The 15,810-nt window shown below is 49.9% G+C and carries 16 protein-coding genes; 9 read left to right on the top strand and 7 right to left on the bottom strand.

The features are described from left to right. The first annotated feature begins 1 nt into the window (after position 1). From aaeB to BG55_RS08920, 3 genes are all read left to right on the top strand, one after another. Entirely contained in the window at positions 2-1,960 is a 1,959-nt protein-coding gene (aaeB, locus tag BG55_RS08910) for a p-hydroxybenzoic acid efflux pump subunit AaeB (protein ID WP_034936670.1), read from the top strand. Positions 1,961-2,080: 120 nt separating this feature from the next. Continuing rightward, positions 2,081-3,532: an NAD-dependent succinate-semialdehyde dehydrogenase gene (locus BG55_RS08915; protein ID WP_034936673.1), complete on the top strand. Its 1,452-nt coding sequence runs from the start codon at positions 2,081-2,083 to the stop codon at positions 3,530-3,532. A gap of 52 nt (positions 3,533-3,584) precedes the next feature. Continuing rightward, positions 3,585-3,854, top strand: coding sequence for a barstar family protein (locus BG55_RS08920; RefSeq protein WP_034937359.1), 270 nt, complete (start codon positions 3,585-3,587; stop codon positions 3,852-3,854). 92 nt (positions 3,855-3,946) lie between these two features. Here the strand turns inward: BG55_RS08920 and yhcN (BG55_RS08925) are convergent, their stop codons facing one another. From yhcN (BG55_RS08925) to argR, 3 genes are all read right to left on the bottom strand, one after another. Beyond that, positions 3,947-4,210: a peroxide/acid stress response protein YhcN gene (gene yhcN / locus BG55_RS08925; RefSeq protein WP_034936676.1), complete on the bottom strand. Its 264-nt coding sequence runs from the start codon at positions 4,208-4,210 to the stop codon at positions 3,947-3,949. A gap of 120 nt (positions 4,211-4,330) precedes the next feature. Next, the gene (gene yhcN / locus BG55_RS08930; RefSeq protein WP_034936678.1) at positions 4,331-4,594 is read right to left on the bottom strand and encodes a peroxide/acid stress response protein YhcN; all 264 of its coding nucleotides are present in this window, start codon (positions 4,592-4,594) and stop codon (positions 4,331-4,333) included. 916 nt (positions 4,595-5,510) lie between these two features. Continuing rightward, the gene (argR, locus tag BG55_RS08935) at positions 5,511-5,981 is read right to left on the bottom strand and encodes a transcriptional regulator ArgR (protein WP_034936680.1); all 471 of its coding nucleotides are present in this window, start codon (positions 5,979-5,981) and stop codon (positions 5,511-5,513) included. Between the two features lie 439 nt (positions 5,982-6,420). Between argR and mdh the strand changes: the two genes are divergently transcribed. After that, positions 6,421-7,356, top strand: a complete 936-nt coding sequence (mdh, locus tag BG55_RS08940) for a malate dehydrogenase (protein ID WP_034936682.1) — start codon at positions 6,421-6,423, stop codon at positions 7,354-7,356. A gap of 43 nt (positions 7,357-7,399) precedes the next feature. Here mdh and degS read toward each other — a convergent pair whose 3' ends face one another. The 3 genes from degS to zapG form a co-directional block, all read right to left on the bottom strand. Beyond that, positions 7,400-8,458 carry an outer membrane-stress sensor serine endopeptidase DegS gene (gene degS, locus BG55_RS08945; protein ID WP_034936684.1) on the bottom strand — a complete coding sequence of 353 codons (1,059 nt, stop codon included), beginning with the start codon at positions 8,456-8,458 and terminating at the stop codon, positions 7,400-7,402. 76 nt (positions 8,459-8,534) lie between these two features. Beyond that, positions 8,535-9,914: a serine endoprotease DegQ gene (gene degQ, locus BG55_RS08950; RefSeq protein ID WP_034936687.1), complete on the bottom strand. Its 1,380-nt coding sequence runs from the start codon at positions 9,912-9,914 to the stop codon at positions 8,535-8,537. A 122-nt stretch (positions 9,915-10,036) separates the two neighbouring features. Beyond that, entirely contained in the window at positions 10,037-10,441 is a 405-nt protein-coding gene (gene zapG / locus BG55_RS08955; RefSeq protein WP_034936689.1) for a Z-ring associated protein ZapG, read from the bottom strand. A gap of 187 nt (positions 10,442-10,628) precedes the next feature. On the opposite strand from zapG, the gene zapE reads away from it, so the two are divergent. From zapE to sspB, 5 genes are all read left to right on the top strand, one after another. After that, positions 10,629-11,756: a cell division protein ZapE gene (gene zapE, locus BG55_RS08960; protein ID WP_034936691.1), complete on the top strand. Its 1,128-nt coding sequence runs from the start codon at positions 10,629-10,631 to the stop codon at positions 11,754-11,756. Positions 11,757-12,000: 244 nt separating this feature from the next. After that, the gene (rplM, locus tag BG55_RS08965) at positions 12,001-12,429 is read left to right on the top strand and encodes a 50S ribosomal protein L13 (RefSeq protein ID WP_034936694.1); all 429 of its coding nucleotides are present in this window, start codon (positions 12,001-12,003) and stop codon (positions 12,427-12,429) included. A gap of 15 nt (positions 12,430-12,444) precedes the next feature. Continuing rightward, positions 12,445-12,837 carry a 30S ribosomal protein S9 gene (gene rpsI, locus BG55_RS08970; protein ID WP_016190582.1) on the top strand — a complete coding sequence of 131 codons (393 nt, stop codon included), beginning with the start codon at positions 12,445-12,447 and terminating at the stop codon, positions 12,835-12,837. A gap of 316 nt (positions 12,838-13,153) precedes the next feature. Then, positions 13,154-13,795, top strand: coding sequence for a stringent starvation protein SspA (gene sspA, locus BG55_RS08975; protein WP_034936699.1), 642 nt, complete (start codon positions 13,154-13,156; stop codon positions 13,793-13,795). A gap of 5 nt (positions 13,796-13,800) precedes the next feature. Further along, positions 13,801-14,298, top strand: coding sequence for a ClpXP protease specificity-enhancing factor (sspB, locus tag BG55_RS08980; protein WP_034936702.1), 498 nt, complete (start codon positions 13,801-13,803; stop codon positions 14,296-14,298). A 90-nt stretch (positions 14,299-14,388) separates the two neighbouring features. Here the strand turns inward: sspB and BG55_RS08985 are convergent, their stop codons facing one another. Further along, entirely contained in the window at positions 14,389-15,807 is a 1,419-nt protein-coding gene (locus tag BG55_RS08985; protein WP_034936705.1) for a glutamate synthase small subunit, read from the bottom strand. Between the last annotated feature and the right edge of the window lie 3 nt (positions 15,808-15,810).

Raw genomic sequence — 15,810 nt, forward strand, 5'->3', positions numbered from 1 at the left:
CATGCAACTGCATCGTCTACGATTCCCGGCCAAGCTGACCTTTGCCATCCTGCTGGCGCTGCTGGTTGGTTTCCACTTTAATCTGGAAACGCCGCGCTGGGCGGTGATGACCGCCTGTATTGTGGCGGGTGGGACTGCGTTTGCGGCAGGTGGCGATCCTTTTTCCGGGGCATTACGCCATCGCGGTATGTTGCGTATTATTGGCACCTTTCTTGGTTGTATTGCCGCTCTGGCAATCATGATTGCCACTATCCGCGCGCCTGCGTTGATGCTGTTATTGTGTTGTATCTGGGCGGGCTTCTGCGTCTGGCTCTCTTCGCTGATTAAAGTCGAAAACTCCTATGCACTGGGACTGGCAGGGTATACCGCATTAATTATCGTGGTCAGTGTGAACGCGAATGGCTCGGTTTTGCTGGCCCCTCAGTTTGCCGTCGAACGCTGTAGCGAAATTATCATTGGCATTGTTTGCGCTATCCTCGCCGATATGCTGTTTTCGCCCCGTTCAGTTAAACAGGATATCGATCGTGAAATTGACGCGTTGCTGGTGGAGCAGTACAAGCTGATGCAGCTTTGCGTGGCTCATGGTGATAAAGAAGAGGTGGATAAAGTCTGGACCGGACTGGTGCGGCGTACTACTGCACTGAATGTGATGCGCAGCCACCTGATGATGGAGTCGGGCCGTTGGCAGAAGATCGACCGACGTATGCGCGCGCTCAACACCCTGTCGCTGACCCTTATCACCCAGGCCTGTGAAACCTTTCTGATTCAGAATACCCGGCAGGAATATATTCCGCCGCAGTTTCATCTGTTCTTTGAGAAACCGGTAGGGAGCATCGGCGATATTCATAAGCGGATGAAAATCATGCGCAGGGTTATCACCGCCAGCGGCAGCAGAAATACCCCGGTGACTATCGGCAACTGGGTGGGAGCAGCCACGCGTTATCTGTTGTTGTTGAAAGGTATTCATACCAACAGCAGTATCAGCCGTATCGAAGAAGAGATTCTTATTGCCGAACCGGTGGTAAAAATGCGCTCCGCCGAATCGCGTCATGCGCTGATCAACGGGCTTCGTACCTTTGCCGCGACGGCGACCGGTTCACTGTTCTGGCTATGGAGCGGCTGGACGTCTGGCAGCGGGGCGATGGTGATGATCGCGGTGATCACCGCTCTGGCGATGCGTATGCCGAATCCATTGATGATGGCAAAGGATTTTCTCTACGGCATGATCGTCGCGATTCCACTGGGATCGCTTTATTACATGGTGATCATGCCTGCGACCCAGCAAAGTATGCTGTTGCTATGTATTGCACTGGGGGTGATGGCTTTTATTGGCGGGATCCTTATCCAGCGTCGGCAGATTGGTACGCTGGGCGCGCTGGTGGGGACCCTCAATATTATTACCCTTGATAATCCAATGACCTTTAAAGTCAGTTCATTTCTCGACAGCGCCCTTGGTCAGGCCATTGGCTGTTTTCTGGCAATACTGGTGATTCTGTTAATCCGTGATAACAGTAAGGCCCGTACCGGCAGAACGCTGCTTAATCGCTTTATGTACGCGGCGGTGTCGGCGATGACCACTAATCAGGCACGGCGACGCGAAAACCATCTGCCAGCCCTCTACCATCAGCTGTTTATGCTGCTGAACATGTTTCCGGGCGACGTTGATAAATTTCGTATTGCGTTGACGCTGATTATTGGTCATCAGCGCCTGCGCAATGCTGATATTCCAGTGAACGACGATCTCTCTGCGTTTCATAAGCAACTTCGGCATACTGCCGACCATGTAATAGCGGCCAGAAGTGATGCCAGACGACGTGAATACTTCGAACGCTTGTTAGCTGAGCTGGAGACCTACCAGGAAAAATTGCGATATTACGATGCGCCTCTCAGCGTCACCGAACCGGTACAGCGGCTTGCCACGATGCTGAAGAAATATCAGAACACCCTTATTCGTATCTGACGAATAACTCATCATCCTGATGTCAGCATAACTTTTGCTGACACCGTTCTGCGGATTCATACAGTCATCATGGCTGCCATCTATACTTACCGCATCGGGCAAACAATGCAGGAGAAAACAATGAGTCACTCCCTTCAGGACAACGAATTATTCCAGACCGGCTATCTTGCGGGCGGGCAGTGGCAACACTGCTCCGCGACTTTTGACGTACTGAATCCTGCCACCAACGAGGTCATTGCTCAGGTAGCCCGTGCAGGTAAAAGTGAGACAAAACAAGCCATTGATGCCGCTGTTAAGGCGTTTCCTGCCTGGCGGGCGAAAACGGCAAAAGAGCGCAGTGAAATTCTTTATCGCTGGTATCAGTTGATTATTGAAAACAAAGCGTGGCTGGGCAGGCTGATGACCGCAGAGCAGGGTAAGCCAGTGAAAGAAGCTGAAGGCGAAGTGGAATATGCCGCCAGTTTTATTCAATGGTTTGCTGAGCAGGCAAAACGTGCCAACGGGGAGATCATTCCTCCGGCAAAACCGGGCTCGCGGATCCTCGCTACCCGCGAACCGATAGGAGTGGTTGCGGCCATCACGCCGTGGAATTTTCCGATGGCGATGCTGACCCGCAAGCTGGGTCCTGCACTTGCGGCGGGCTGTACCGGCATCATCAAGCCCGCTAACAACACGCCACTTTCGGCTTTCGCGCTGCTGTCACTGGCGAAAAAAGCGGGGGTACCGGACGGGGTGCTTAATGCTGTTGCCGGTGATACTCAGGCGATCAGCGAAACAATTATGAATAGTCCGGCGGTCAGAAAAATTTCCTTTACCGGTTCCACTCAGGTAGGAAAATTGCTGATGCGTAACGCCGCTGACACCATGAAGAAAGTATCAATGGAGCTTGGGGGCAATGCACCTTACATCGTGTTTGATGACGCGGATATTGATGCTGCCGTCAAAGGGGCTGTTGCTAATAAGTTCCGAAATGCCGGGCAGGTCTGTGTCAGCGTTAACCGCTTCTATGTTCACAATGCCGTCTATGACCAGTTTGTTAACCAGCTGGCTGAAGAGGTAGGCAAACTTAAAGTGGGTAACGGCACAGAAGAAGGGGTGGTGGTTGGTCCCCTGATTGAAGCTTCTGCGGTGAAGAAAGTGGCGGAACATGTGCAGGATGCCGTAGCGAATGGCGGGAAAATTGTCGTTGGTGGTGCGCCCCATACGCTTGGGGGCAATTTCTGGCAACCCACGGTAATCGCCGAGGCGAACGAAAAAATGAAGCTGTCGCAGGAAGAGACATTTGGACCAGTGGCAGCCTGCTTCCGCTTTGATGACGAAGATGAAGTGATCCGTCGGGCTAACGATACCGAGTTTGGGCTGGCCGCCTACTTCTACACGCAGAATCTGCAACGTGTTTTTCGGGTTGCTGCCGCTCTGGAAAGCGGAATGGTCGGCATCAATGAATGTGCTGTTTCAACAGAACTGGCACCGTTTGGCGGTGTGAAGGAATCCGGGCTGGGCCGTGAAGGGTCGGTACTGGGACTGGAAGAGTTTATGGAAGTGAAAGCCCTGCATATCGGGGGATTATAACTCACCGGGTGGCTTAATGCTGCCTGACCGTTTGCCTTATGGAGCGGCCAGTATGAGAACAGAGATCTTTGATTTTGACGAAATTGTTGATCAGATGCATTTCTATCGTCAGTTCAGTGAGCGTTTTGCGCTGCCCGGTGGAAAAGTTAACGATCTGGACAGTCTGTGGGATGCCATTACCTCGGAATTCATGCACTTACCTGTGGAAATTGAGTTTATCCATCTTGGCAGCGGACAGAAAAGACGATACGGCGCATTGATTTTACTCTTCGATGAGGCAGAGGAGGAGCTGGAAGGAAAGCTCCGTTTCAACATCCGCTAGGGCAAACGTAAAAAAGCCCCGCATTGCGGGGCCAGAGGGCCGTCAAAGGCAGACCGGGTCTGCTGACGAGGAAGAGTCGGGGCGTTGCTGGCTTATTTATACAATTCAGCGGTGGCGTGGTAGTTGCCGTTATTGTAAGCCTCAATCACCCGATAAGCTTTTGCACCCTGCTCGTCTGCTTTTTGTGAAAGCTGCTGACGGATGTCGCCAGGGGCACCAGCAATTCCGCTGACACTAATGGTGCCAACAGATTGCAGGTTTTCATTTTCTACCTGCTGAGTTGTCACCAGATTTGCTGCATTTGCACCAAAAGTAAGAACAGAGGCCAGACTGAGTACAGCGATTGTGAATTTCATAATATATGCTCCAGAAAGAAAAGGGGGGCAACCGAAAGGGCTAAAAAACTTTTATTATTCTTGGGGTTGCCATTTTTGTCAGAACAGATGCAACGTCAATATTGCCGGAAATAATAACAATTATTTATACAGTTCAGCGGTGGCGTGATAATTGCCGTTGTTGTAAGCCTCAATCACACGATAAGCACTGGCACCCTGAGCTTCAGCTTTTTGATCCAGCTGTGCGCGAATGTCCATCGGTGAGGCGCTGACTCCACTGACGCTGATCGTGCCCAGAGATTGCATATTTTGCGCCTGTTCAGCATTAACAGAATTAGCTGCCAGAGCACCAAAAGACAGAGCAGAGAGAACGCTAAATGTCGCGATGGTAGTTTTAATGTTCATAAATTTTTCCTCGTCATTGATTTTTATCTTTTTATGAAGTGTGATTTACGTCACGGAAAGAAGTATAGATCTGATAACGACAAAAATTAATAGCTTGCTAATAATATTTTATCAAGATACATAAGCAATTGGTGTGCCTTTAATAACTTTTAGTTATAATAAAAACTTATTACTCCCTACATCGTTGTTAACTGCATGTAAATAATGAGAAAATTAAACCTTAGCCATTTGTGCGCATAACAGCTGTCTGTTAGGAGCATGTTATTAGCTAATCTTTCCCGGTAGCTGATTATCAACCAGAGATACAAATAATTTTCATTTGTCTGACCCTATTCCAGTGAGACAGGACGCGAATTCCCCGATTTCAGTACACACAGGGTTTGCTTAACAAATCATCAATACCGTGAAGATCAGCTGAGATGGTTTCCGTCAAAAACCTCCAGAGAGCGAAGGAGAGGTTGTATTGATGAAACTACTGTAATCAAAAAGAGAACGGTGAGGGACAGACTGCATATTAAATAAAAGGACAGGCAACGCAATTATTGCCGTACAGAATATCCCTTCAACAATAAATGCCAATGCTCTGTATATTGACTCATAATACAATAATATTAGCTAAATAATTAAGTGGCATAACAGTATCTGGCTGATCATTTACGCAGTCACCAAACAGCAGTAAATTATCTTAACACCGAAGTGGAATATCTTTCGCCGTGCAGTGATAACCGGTTAAGCTGGCTGAATCATTGTTCTACAGCGGCTGACTGAATATATCACTGGCGTCTTCGCGAAGCATAAATTTAATGCTCTGGCCTTAAATATGAAGCTTGTGCCTGCCTGAAATATCAACATTTAAATTAAAAGACCGGCAGACATGATACCTGAATAAATCATGAGCGGCACACTACGCCCTGACTTATAATTCTTGTTCAAATAAAATAAGAATCGAATCAAGTAACTTACGAACATTAATATGGCGTGCGGGGGTGATAAATATTGTATCGTCACCTGCAATTGTGCCAAGGATACCTTCCGGCTTACCCAGTGAATCCAGCATCCTGGCGATCAACTGGGCTGCCCCCGGACTGGTATGAATGACAATCAGCGCATCGTTGTGATCAATATCCAGCACCAGGTTTTTAAGTGGGCTGGTTGTGGTTGGTACGCCCAGCTCCGCTGGCAGACAGTAGACCATTTCCATTTTTGCGTTTCGCGTCCGCACGGCACCAAATTTCGTCAACATACGTGAAACTTTTGACTGGTTGATGTTCTCAAAGCCCTGTTCTACCAGTGCCGTAACAATTTCTCCCTGAGAACTGAATTTTTCTTCTTTTAACAGGGCCTTGAAGGCTTTAATCAGGTCTTCTTGTTTTGAAGGGTTGCGCATGAGATATCCACTAGAAATGAGAAAAAGGGTACTCCCGGCGAGGTGCTGCATCATTATGCAATCAAGTGAATTTTTATGCAAACATGAACTGATATGCTGCTATCCATAGCATCGGGAGTGGCAGTCTGACAAAATTTAAGGCAAAAAACAATTATGCGCCATGACCTTACAATGCTGGAAAAGTGAACGATATGTTATACAGTTGATATTGTATTGATAAGTGCTGTGGGTGTAATGTAACGCCAAAATGCGCGTTGTCTGCATGCTGCTATGAACGGTGCTTTCCTCCTGACATAATGCGCAATCTCCTTACTTCATTCGGTGCTCTGCGTCTTACGTCATACGGAATGAATTCTTTCAGCACCACCATTCAGGTTGTTTGTGTTCGTAACCAGATGGATCCCCGGCAATTAATGTTTACTATAATAAGGAGTTAAAGATGAAAGTTGCAGTTCTCGGCGCAGCCGGCGGTATTGGCCAGGCTCTCGCACTTCTGCTGAAAACACAGCTTCCGGCAGGTTCAGAACTCTCCCTGTATGATATTGCTCCTGTTACTCCCGGCGTTGCCGTCGATTTGAGTCATATCCCTACCGCAGTGAAAATTAATGGTTTTAGTGGTGAAGATGCCACCCCGGCGTTACAGGGGGCTGATGTGGTGTTGATATCAGCAGGCGTGGCGCGTAAACCCGGCATGGACCGGTCCGATCTGTTTAATGTTAATGCGGGTATTGTTCGTAACCTGATTGAACAGGTCGCCAGCACCTGCCCTAAGGCATTGATTGGCATTATCACTAACCCGGTCAACACCACTGTTGCCATTGCGGCAGAAGTGCTGAAAAAAGCGGGTGTCTACGATAAAAACAAGCTGTTCGGTGTTACCACTCTGGATATCATCCGCTCAAATACTTTTGTGGCTGAACTGAAAGGTAAAAATCCGGCAAATTTGAATGTACCCGTTGTTGGTGGTCACTCTGGCGTGACGATTTTACCACTGTTATCGCAAATCCCCGGCATCAGCCTCAACGAGCGCGAGGTAGCAGAACTGACGAAGCGAATTCAGAATGCCGGCACGGAAGTGGTAGAGGCGAAAGCGGGTGGGGGTTCAGCCACACTGTCAATGGGCCAGGCTGCCGCTCAGTTCGGCCTCGCGCTGGTACGAGCGCTGAGTGGCGAGAGCAATGTTGTTGAATGTGCTTATGTTGAAGGGGACGGTGAGCACGCTCGTTTCTTCTCGCAGCCGCTGCTGCTCGGCAAAAATGGCATTGTTGAACGAAAACCACTGGGTACTCTGAGCGCTTATGAGCAGCAATCGCTGAACGGGATGCTGGATACGCTGAAAAAAGATATCAAGCTGGGCGAAGATTTCGTAAAGTAAGTTGCCACATCGGGCCAGATGTATTCTGGCCCGTATCTGAGTATTAACTTGCCGGGTATTCCAGTACGGTTACCGGCAGGGTCATTTTTCGATCGTTACGAATAATTTCCAGTTCGATAACCGTCCCCGGACGAATTTCAGCAACCTGATCCATGGTTTCAAGCGCTGAAACGGCAGGCTTATGATTTACGTAGGTAATTACATCATTGACCTGTAATCCGGCTTTTGCCGCAGGCCCTCCCTGCGCAACGTTGGTGACGATAATCCCCTGGGTATGGTCCAGACTGGCATTTTGCCGGTGCATTTGTGGGATCTCGCGACCACTAATACCAATAAAGCCGCGGATCACCCGGCCATCACGAATCAATTTATCCATGATCTTCACCGCCAGCGCGGTAGGGATCGCGAACCCGATTCCTTCTGGTGTTTCACCGTCATTACTCTTGTCGAACGAGAGCGTGTTAATGCCCATCAGTTCTCCCAACGAGTTAATCAATGCGCCACCTGAATTACCTTTGTTGATCGAGGCGTCAGTTTGCAGGAAATTCTGATACCGGGAAGGGCTGAGGCCCACACGCCCCGTCGCACTGATAATGCCCTGGGTCACGGTCTGACCAATGTTATAAGGGTTGCCGATGGCCATTACCAGATCGCCAATGTGTGCGGTGCGTTTGGCATTGATTGGGATGACGGGCAGACCAGACGCGGTGATTTTCAGCACAGCCAGGTCAGTCAGGCTGTCTGATCCCACCAGCATAGCTTCAAAAATCCGTCCGTCCTGAAGTGCGACGATGATCTGATCGGCATCGTTGATCACATGCCTGTTGGTGAGAATGTAGCCCCGATTATCCATAATGACGCCGGAGCCGAGTGTGCGAATTTCCAGATTTTCAGCAGAGGCATTAGCACTACGATTGTAAACATTCACTACCGCTGGCGCTGCACGTCTCACCGCCGGGTTATAACTGACAGGCATCTGATCCTGGCTGCCATCTTTGTACGAAAAAAAATCGTTGCCAATTCGCAATGCCGGAACGGTAATCAGCAAAATGCCTGCCACAACCAGGCCAATTAGCACTGAACGCAATAGTTTAGGGATCATGGCTTTAAACGGTGAGTGAATGAACACAGGCAGGATAACATGAGTTAAGCGGACACGCAGGTGTCCGCTTGATGATTTAGCGTAAAAGCAGATAGATGTTTTGATCGCCGCGAATAATATTTAACGCCATCAGCGGTGGTTTTGCTTCCAGAAGTTTACGCAGTTCGGCCAGATTTCCGACAGGAGAGCGGTTCAGGCCCACAATGACATCCCCTTTTTGCAGCCCGGATTGCTCAGCTGGGGTGGATTTATCAACGGTATCCACACTGACTCCTTTAGTGCCGTCCTTCGCGGCACCATCGCTCAGCGTTGCGCCCTGAAGTGCCGGTGCTATCTCCTCAAGAGTGGTGGCGGTCTGAGTGCTGGCATCCAGTCTGACGGTGACTGTCAGCGGCTTACTGTCACGTAACAGACCGACCCGGACATCTTTACCTGGTGCGGTGGTGCCAATTTTCACTCTTAATGCGGCAAAGCTTTCAACAGGTTTGTCATCAAGGCTGGTAATGATATCGCCTGCTTTTATCCCGGCTTTAGCTGCCGCAGAGCCAGGGAGCACTTCGTTAACAAAAGCACCGCGCTGTGCATCGACCTTAAAGGTCTTCGCCATTTCTGCGGTCATTTCAGTGCCCTTAATACCCAACTGGCCGCGCTTTACCTCGCCAAAATCAATCAATTGCTGCGCCAGATTCATTGCCATATTACCCGGAATGGCAAAACCAATTCCGATGTTACCGCCTGAAGAGGCGAGTATGGCGGTATTAATGCCGATCAGCTCGCCGTTAAGGTTGACCAGAGCACCACCGGAGTTACCCCGGTTAATTGCGGCATCAGTCTGAATAAAGTTCTCCAGCCCTTCCAGATTCAGGCCGCTGCGTCCCAGAGCGGAGATAATACCGGAGGTGGCAGTCTGCCCCAGTCCGAAAGGGTTGCCGATGGCAACGGCAAAATCTCCCACTTTCAACTGGTCTGAATCGGCAATTTTCACCTGTGTCAGGTTTTTGGCGCCGCTTATCTGGATCAATGCAATATCCGTCTGCTGATCGTGCCCAATCAATTTGGCATCAAATTCACGGCCATCACTTAGCTGAACGCTGATTTTATCTGCCCCACTGATGACATGGTTGTTGGTCAGAATATAACCTTTTTCAGCATTGATTATCACGCCTGAAGCCAGACCTTCAAAAGGTTGCGGTTGCGCTTCTTCACCACTTTGTCCCTGCTGACCAAAGAAGCGTTTTAGCGGCTCCGGGATGTCCTGGGCCTGAGCCTGTGTCTGAGTCCCTTCCACATGGACACTGACCACGGCGGGCAGCACTTTTTCCAGCATCGGAGCCAGACTTGGCATCGGTTGCCCCTGAATTTGTGCGGGAAGCGTAGCCATTGCCACGGGTGCGACGGCCAGATTCAGGCCGGTACTCAATGCTAATGCGCTTAACAGTAATGATTTTTTCTTCATTGCCAGGCCGCTCTCGCTACATGTAAGGGGGGACAAAACTGTAATGACTGACGGATGCCTGCTGGCACAGTGCCTGGCACTGGACCAGCGGCGCAAAAGTACCGGATTTTCGTTAACCCATCTTATTTATCGTGCGAGCGTCTTTCGCCACGCAGCAAGCCAGATGCACTGTCGGGATAATCACGAGGCATCTGTACAGGAGCCTGATCGTTATCGGCTTCAGATTCAGTCAACTGGTAAGCAAATGGGTTTTTCTCACCAGGTAGATTGGGTAACAGGTCATTCGAACCTTTCGCCATATGCTGATAAAGCTGGCGGTAATCTCGTGCCATGTTGTCGAGCAGTTCGGCGCTTTGAGCAAAATGGCTGGTTAACTCTTCACGATAGTCCGCCAGCTCAGCTTTGGTTTTTTCTAACTCGTATTGCATGCTTCTCTGTTCACGCAGCTTTCTGTTACCAAAACGCATTACCAGCGCGCCGATAACCAATCCAACTACTAAACCAATAAGCGCGTATTCCCAGGTCATAATAACTCCCGTGTTGTCTTCGTTGTTCCGTAGGGTCACCTGGCTGTTGCCAGTTCACTGTGAGTCACTATAACCGCTAATCTGATGGAAGTGGAATCCTGCGGCTGTATCGCTTAGTGTGGAACGGCCTTTTTTTCGACAATTAACCACCTGACGTTCCAAATATTTCAGGGAATGTGAATAAATTATGCAAACGATGTCTCCTCTGGCGCTTTATCAAAAGACGCTGGAAAGTGGTGAATATCAACCCGACGATGTTCAACATGCAGCGGTCAGCCGACTGGATAACATATACCAGAGCCTGACCCGCTTTACGCCTGTCGCCCCTTCTTCAGGAACAGGACTTTTTGGCAAATTAAATAAGCTGATTGGCAAAGGAAAAGAGCGAGAGCAGACGCCAGTTCGCGGCCTGTATATGTGGGGAGGCGTGGGGCGAGGCAAAACCTGGCTGATGGATATGTTTTTTCAGTCAATTCCTGGAGAGCGTAAGCAGCGGCTACACTTTCACCGCTTCATGTTACGTGTTCATCAGGAACTCACCGCATTACAGGGTCAAAGCGACCCTCTGCAAATTGTGGCAGATCGTTTCAAAAGTGAAACCGATCTGCTGTGCTTCGATGAGTTTTTTGTTTCGGACATTACTGATGCGATGCTGCTTGGTACCTTGATGGAGGCGCTGTTTGCCAGAGGAATAACCCTGGTGGCCACCTCTAATATTCCACCAGATGAGCTGTATCGCAATGGTTTACAGCGTGCACGTTTTTTGCCCGCCATAGCGCTAATCAAACAACATTGTGAGGTGATGAATGTCGATGCCGGGATTGATTACCGCTTACGCACTTTAACCTCGGCCCACTTATGGATGATGCCGCTGAACCAGACGACGTCGCAGGAAATGGAAAGGATGTTCACTGCCCTCAGTGGTAAGAAGCGCACCGACAAACCTCAGTTGGATATTAACCATCGCACGTTGCCCACGCTGGGCGTAGCCGATGGCGTAGTAGCGATGGACTTCAAAACCTTATGTGGTGAAGGCCGTAGTCAGCATGACTACATTGAACTCTCCCGACGTTTCCATAGCGTACTGCTGTTTGATGTGCCGGTGATGATCTATAAAACTGAAGATCAGGCCAGACGTTTTCTGGCGTTAGTGGATGAGTTTTACGAACGGCATGTCAAGCTGGTGGTTTCTGCTGAGGCCTCGCTTTATGAAATTTATCAGGGGACAAAACTCAGGTTTGAATATCAGCGTTGTGTTTCGCGATTGCAGGAGATGCAGAGCGAAGAGTACCTGAAGTTGCCCCATTTACCCTGAGATGAAAAAAACAGCGGATGGGGAAAGATTTTATTGAAAAAAGGGGTCGCGCTTTGTGAGCGACTTCTCTATAATCTTGCGACCCCACGTTACAACAAAGGTTTCTTTCCTAAAACTCTTTGTGTTCCGGTAACGCTATCCGAGGGGGTGGCTTACTGGTCAAGATGGTCGTGTGAGCCTCAACCGTTTATTCAAGCGTTTGGGTTTTCACCAACGTGTAACTAATATTTGGGTAAGCTTTTAGATGAAAACTTTTACAGCTAAGCCAGAAACCGTACAACGTGACTGGTATGTTGTTGACGCGGCAGGCAAAACTTTAGGTCGTTTAGCGACTGAACTGGCTCGTCGCCTGCGCGGTAAGCACAAAGCGGAATACACTCCGCATGTTGACACCGGTGATTACATTATCGTTCTTAACGCTGATAAAGTTGCTGTAACAGGTAACAAGCGTAACGATAAGATTTATTACCATCACACCGGCCACATCGGTGGTATTAAGCAAGCGACCTTCGAAGAGATGATTGCTCGCCGTCCTGAGCGTGTGATTGAAATCGCGGTTAAAGGCATGCTGCCAAAAGGCCCGCTGGGTCGTGCTATGTACCGTAAACTGAAAGTTTACGCGGGCAATGAGCACAACCATGCGGCACAGCAACCGCAAGTTCTTGACATTTAATCGGGATTACAGGCAATGGCTGAGAATCAAAACTACGGCACTGGTCGCCGCAAAAGCTCTACCGCTCGCGTCTTTATCAAGCCGGGCAGTGGTAACATCGTTATTAACCAACGTTCTCTGGAACAGTACTTCGGTCGTGAAACTGCCCGCATGGTAGTTCGTCAGCCGCTGGAACTGCTGGATATGGTTGGTAAATTTGATCTGTACGTCACTGTTAAAGGTGGTGGTATCTCTGGTCAGGCTGGTGCGATCCGTCACGGTATCACCCGCGCTCTGATGGAGTACGACGAATCTCTGCGTGGCGAACTGCGTAAAGCTGGCTTCGTTACTCGTGACGCTCGTCAGGTTGAACGTAAGAAAGTGGGTCTGCGTAAAGCACGTCGCCGTCCACAGTTCTCCAAACGTTAATTTATACTGCTTCGGCAGCATCAATTATCGAAAAGCCCGGTGTCAGCACCGGGCTTTTTCTTTTCGGCTTCTGAGCAAGCCGTAAGATCACGACAACTCTGGCCATTTTCATGGCAAATCCTTATTCCTGCCCCCACAAGTTGTTTAAAATCTGGTAAACTGACTGTCACTTTGCGCCCGCATCGCAGGGCACTGATATGAGTCTGCCTGTGAAGATGGATTCGGGACTCGTCTCTGTTAATGGCTTTTATTAAGCACAACCGTCATCTCATGACGGGCTTGCGCAGTAATTTTCTGGATAAACTTGGAGGTTTACATGGCTGTCGCTGCCAACAAACGTTCGGTAATGACGCTGTTTTCTGGTCCGACTGACATTTTTAGCCATCAGGTGCGTATCGTCCTGGCGGAAAAAGGTGTCAGCGTAGAGATCGAGCAGGTAGAAATGGACAATCTGCCTCAGGATCTGATCGACCTCAATCCGTACCGTACTGTCCCGACGCTGGTTGATCGTGAACTGACGCTGTACGAATCTCGTATCATTATGGAATACCTCGATGAGCGTTTTCCGCATCCCCCACTGATGCCTGTCTATCCGGTTGCCCGTGGGGAAAGTCGTTTAATGATGCACCGTGTTGAGCAGGACTGGTACAGCCTGATGCGTAAAGTTGAAAATGGCAACGATCAGGAAGCAGAAGTTGCACGGAAACAGCTTCGGGAAGAGCTGCTGGCGATAGCGCCACTGTTCTCACGTACTCCGTTCTTTATGAGTGAAGAGTTTAGCCTCGTGGACTGCTACCTTGCTCCTTTGCTCTGGCGTTTGCCACAGTTGGGTATCGAACTGATCGGTGCGGGTTCGAAAGAGCTTAAAGGGTATATGACACGTGTCTTTGAGCGTGATTCCTTCCTGGCTTCCCTGACTGAAGCGGAACGTGAAATGCGCCTGCAAACGCGGGGCTGATTAAGATGGAAATATCTGAACTTACTGCCCGCCGTCCTTATCTGCTCAGGGCGCTCTATGACTGGCTGCTGGACAATCAGCTGACACCTCACCTTGTGGTGGACATTAATTTGCCTGGTGTAATGGTGCCGCTGGAGTACGCGCGGGATGGTCAGATCGTATTAAATATCGCCCCGCGAGCCGTAGGCGATCTGCAACTGGGTAATGATGAAGTTACCTTCAATGCCCGTTTCGGTGGTGTGCCGCGTCAGGTTACTGTGCCTCTGGCTGCTGTTATGGCGATTTATGCCAGAGAAAATGGTGCAGGGACGATGTTCGAACCCGAGCCGGTCTATGAAAATGCCGGAGAAGAGTACCCATCCTCACAGGCGGATGGATCAACAGAGTCGATGATGTCGGTGATTGACGGTGATCGTCCCGATGACAGCGAGCCTGATGATGATGGTCCCGACGACGAGCCTCCACCACGTGGTGGACGTCCGGCACTGCGTGTTGTGAAATAGCATTGCCAACCGGTCGCGACGTTTTTTCCGGCTAAAAAAAGCTCCGTAATATACGGAGCTTTTTTATGCTCAATAACCCCTGATTCTCTTTCAGACTTCCAGCCAGTCCATAATCCCTTCTGCTGCTTTTCGTCCTTCCGCTATTGCGGTAACAACCAGATCGGAACCGCGTACGGCATCACCACCGGCGAAAATTTTTGGATTACTGGTCTGAAAAGCATTCTCACTGCCTTCAGGCGCGATGATGCGGCCCTGTGAATCAAGTTCGACGCTATGCTGTTCCAGCCACGGCATTGCGTGTGGACGGAACCCGAACGCCATCACTACCGCATCGGCTGGCACAACATGTTCTGAGCCTGCAATGATTTCGGCACGCCGACGGCCATTTGCATCGGGCTGGCCCATCTCGGTGCGGGCCATTTTCACCCCGGAAACGCGTCCATTGCCGTTAATTTCAATTCCCAGCGGCTGCACATTGAACTGAAACTCCACCCCTTCTTCACGCGCATTTTTTACTTCACGGCGTGAACCTGGCATATTTTCCTCATCGCGCCGATAAGCACAGGTGACGTGAGTGGCTCCCTGACGAACCGAAGTGCGCACACAGTCCATAGCGGTATCACCCCCGCCGAGCACCACCACGCGCTTCGCATTCATCGAAATGTATGGCTCTTCTGCTGAGTGGGAAAAACCCATCGTGTGTTTGGTATTGGCAATCAGGAATGGCAGGGCGTCGTAAACGCCGTCTGCCTCCTCATTTTCAAGTCCACCCTGCATTGACTGGTAGGTCCCGACGCCGAGGAACACGGCATCAAAATCTGTCAGCAGGTCACTCATCTGCACGTCCCGGCCCACTTCGGTATTCAGATTGAACTCAATGCCCATACCAGAGAAGATCTCGCGGCGTTTGGTCATCACCGCTTTTTCCAGCTTGAATGCCGGAATGCCGAAGGTCAGCAGACCGCCAATTTCAGGATGGCGATCGTAGATCACGGCTTTCACACCGTTGCGGGTCAGCACATCGGCACAGGCAAGACCAGCAGGACCCGCGCCGATGATGGCCACACGTTTACCGGTTGGCTTAATACCATCGAGGTTAGGTTTCCAGCCCATTTCGAGCGCCTTATCATTGATATAGCGCTCAATATTGCCGATAGTCACCGCGCCAAACTCTGCATTTAGCGTACAGGAACCTTCACACAGACGATCCTGAGGGCAGACTCGTCCGCATACTTCCGGCAGGCTGTTGGTCTGGTGTGACAGCTCTGCCGCTTCAATGATCCGCCCTTCATTGGCCAGTTTCAGCCAGTCAGGTATGTAGTTATGGACCGGACATTTCCACTCGCAGTAAGGATTGCCACAGGCAAGACAACGATCGGCCTGTGCCTGAGCCTGGCTTTCAGAAAACGGCTCGTAAATTTCCACAAATTCAATTTTGCGGATCTTGAGCGGTTTTTTGGGTGGGTCGACACGCTGCAAATCGACAAATTGATATACGTTTTGACTCATCGT

Origin of the sequence: Erwinia mallotivora (genome assembly GCF_000590885.1) — a bacterium.
In the GTDB taxonomy this organism is placed as follows: Bacteria; Pseudomonadota; Gammaproteobacteria; order Enterobacterales; family Enterobacteriaceae; genus Erwinia; species Erwinia mallotivora.

Excerpts from the sequence above, each read along its gene's own strand:
- degS (WP_034936684.1), bottom strand. The coding sequence starts at position 8,458 with ATGATCCCTAAACTATTGCGTTCAGTGCTAATTGGCCTGGTTGTGGCA.
- yhcN (WP_034936676.1), bottom strand. The coding sequence starts at position 4,210 with ATGAAATTCACAATCGCTGTACTCAGTCTGGCCTCTGTTCTTACTTTT.
- aaeB (WP_034936670.1), top strand. The coding sequence starts at position 2 with ATGCAACTGCATCGTCTACGATTCCCGGCCAAGCTGACCTTTGCCATC.
- yhcN (WP_034936678.1), bottom strand. The coding sequence starts at position 4,594 with ATGAACATTAAAACTACCATCGCGACATTTAGCGTTCTCTCTGCTCTG.
- rplM (WP_034936694.1), top strand. The coding sequence starts at position 12,001 with ATGAAAACTTTTACAGCTAAGCCAGAAACCGTACAACGTGACTGGTAT.
- degQ (WP_034936687.1), bottom strand. The coding sequence starts at position 9,914 with ATGAAGAAAAAATCATTACTGTTAAGCGCATTAGCATTGAGTACCGGC.
- BG55_RS08985 (WP_034936705.1), bottom strand. The coding sequence starts at position 15,807 with ATGAGTCAAAACGTATATCAATTTGTCGATTTGCAGCGTGTCGACCCA.
- BG55_RS08915 (WP_034936673.1), top strand. The coding sequence starts at position 2,081 with ATGAGTCACTCCCTTCAGGACAACGAATTATTCCAGACCGGCTATCTT.
- rpsI (WP_016190582.1), top strand. The coding sequence starts at position 12,445 with ATGGCTGAGAATCAAAACTACGGCACTGGTCGCCGCAAAAGCTCTACC.
- sspB (WP_034936702.1), top strand. The coding sequence starts at position 13,801 with ATGGAAATATCTGAACTTACTGCCCGCCGTCCTTATCTGCTCAGGGCG.
- BG55_RS08920 (WP_034937359.1), top strand. The coding sequence starts at position 3,585 with ATGAGAACAGAGATCTTTGATTTTGACGAAATTGTTGATCAGATGCAT.
- argR (WP_034936680.1), bottom strand. The coding sequence starts at position 5,981 with ATGCGCAACCCTTCAAAACAAGAAGACCTGATTAAAGCCTTCAAGGCC.
- mdh (WP_034936682.1), top strand. The coding sequence starts at position 6,421 with ATGAAAGTTGCAGTTCTCGGCGCAGCCGGCGGTATTGGCCAGGCTCTC.
- sspA (WP_034936699.1), top strand. The coding sequence starts at position 13,154 with ATGGCTGTCGCTGCCAACAAACGTTCGGTAATGACGCTGTTTTCTGGT.
- zapE (WP_034936691.1), top strand. The coding sequence starts at position 10,629 with ATGCAAACGATGTCTCCTCTGGCGCTTTATCAAAAGACGCTGGAAAGT.
- zapG (WP_034936689.1), bottom strand. The coding sequence starts at position 10,441 with ATGACCTGGGAATACGCGCTTATTGGTTTAGTAGTTGGATTGGTTATC.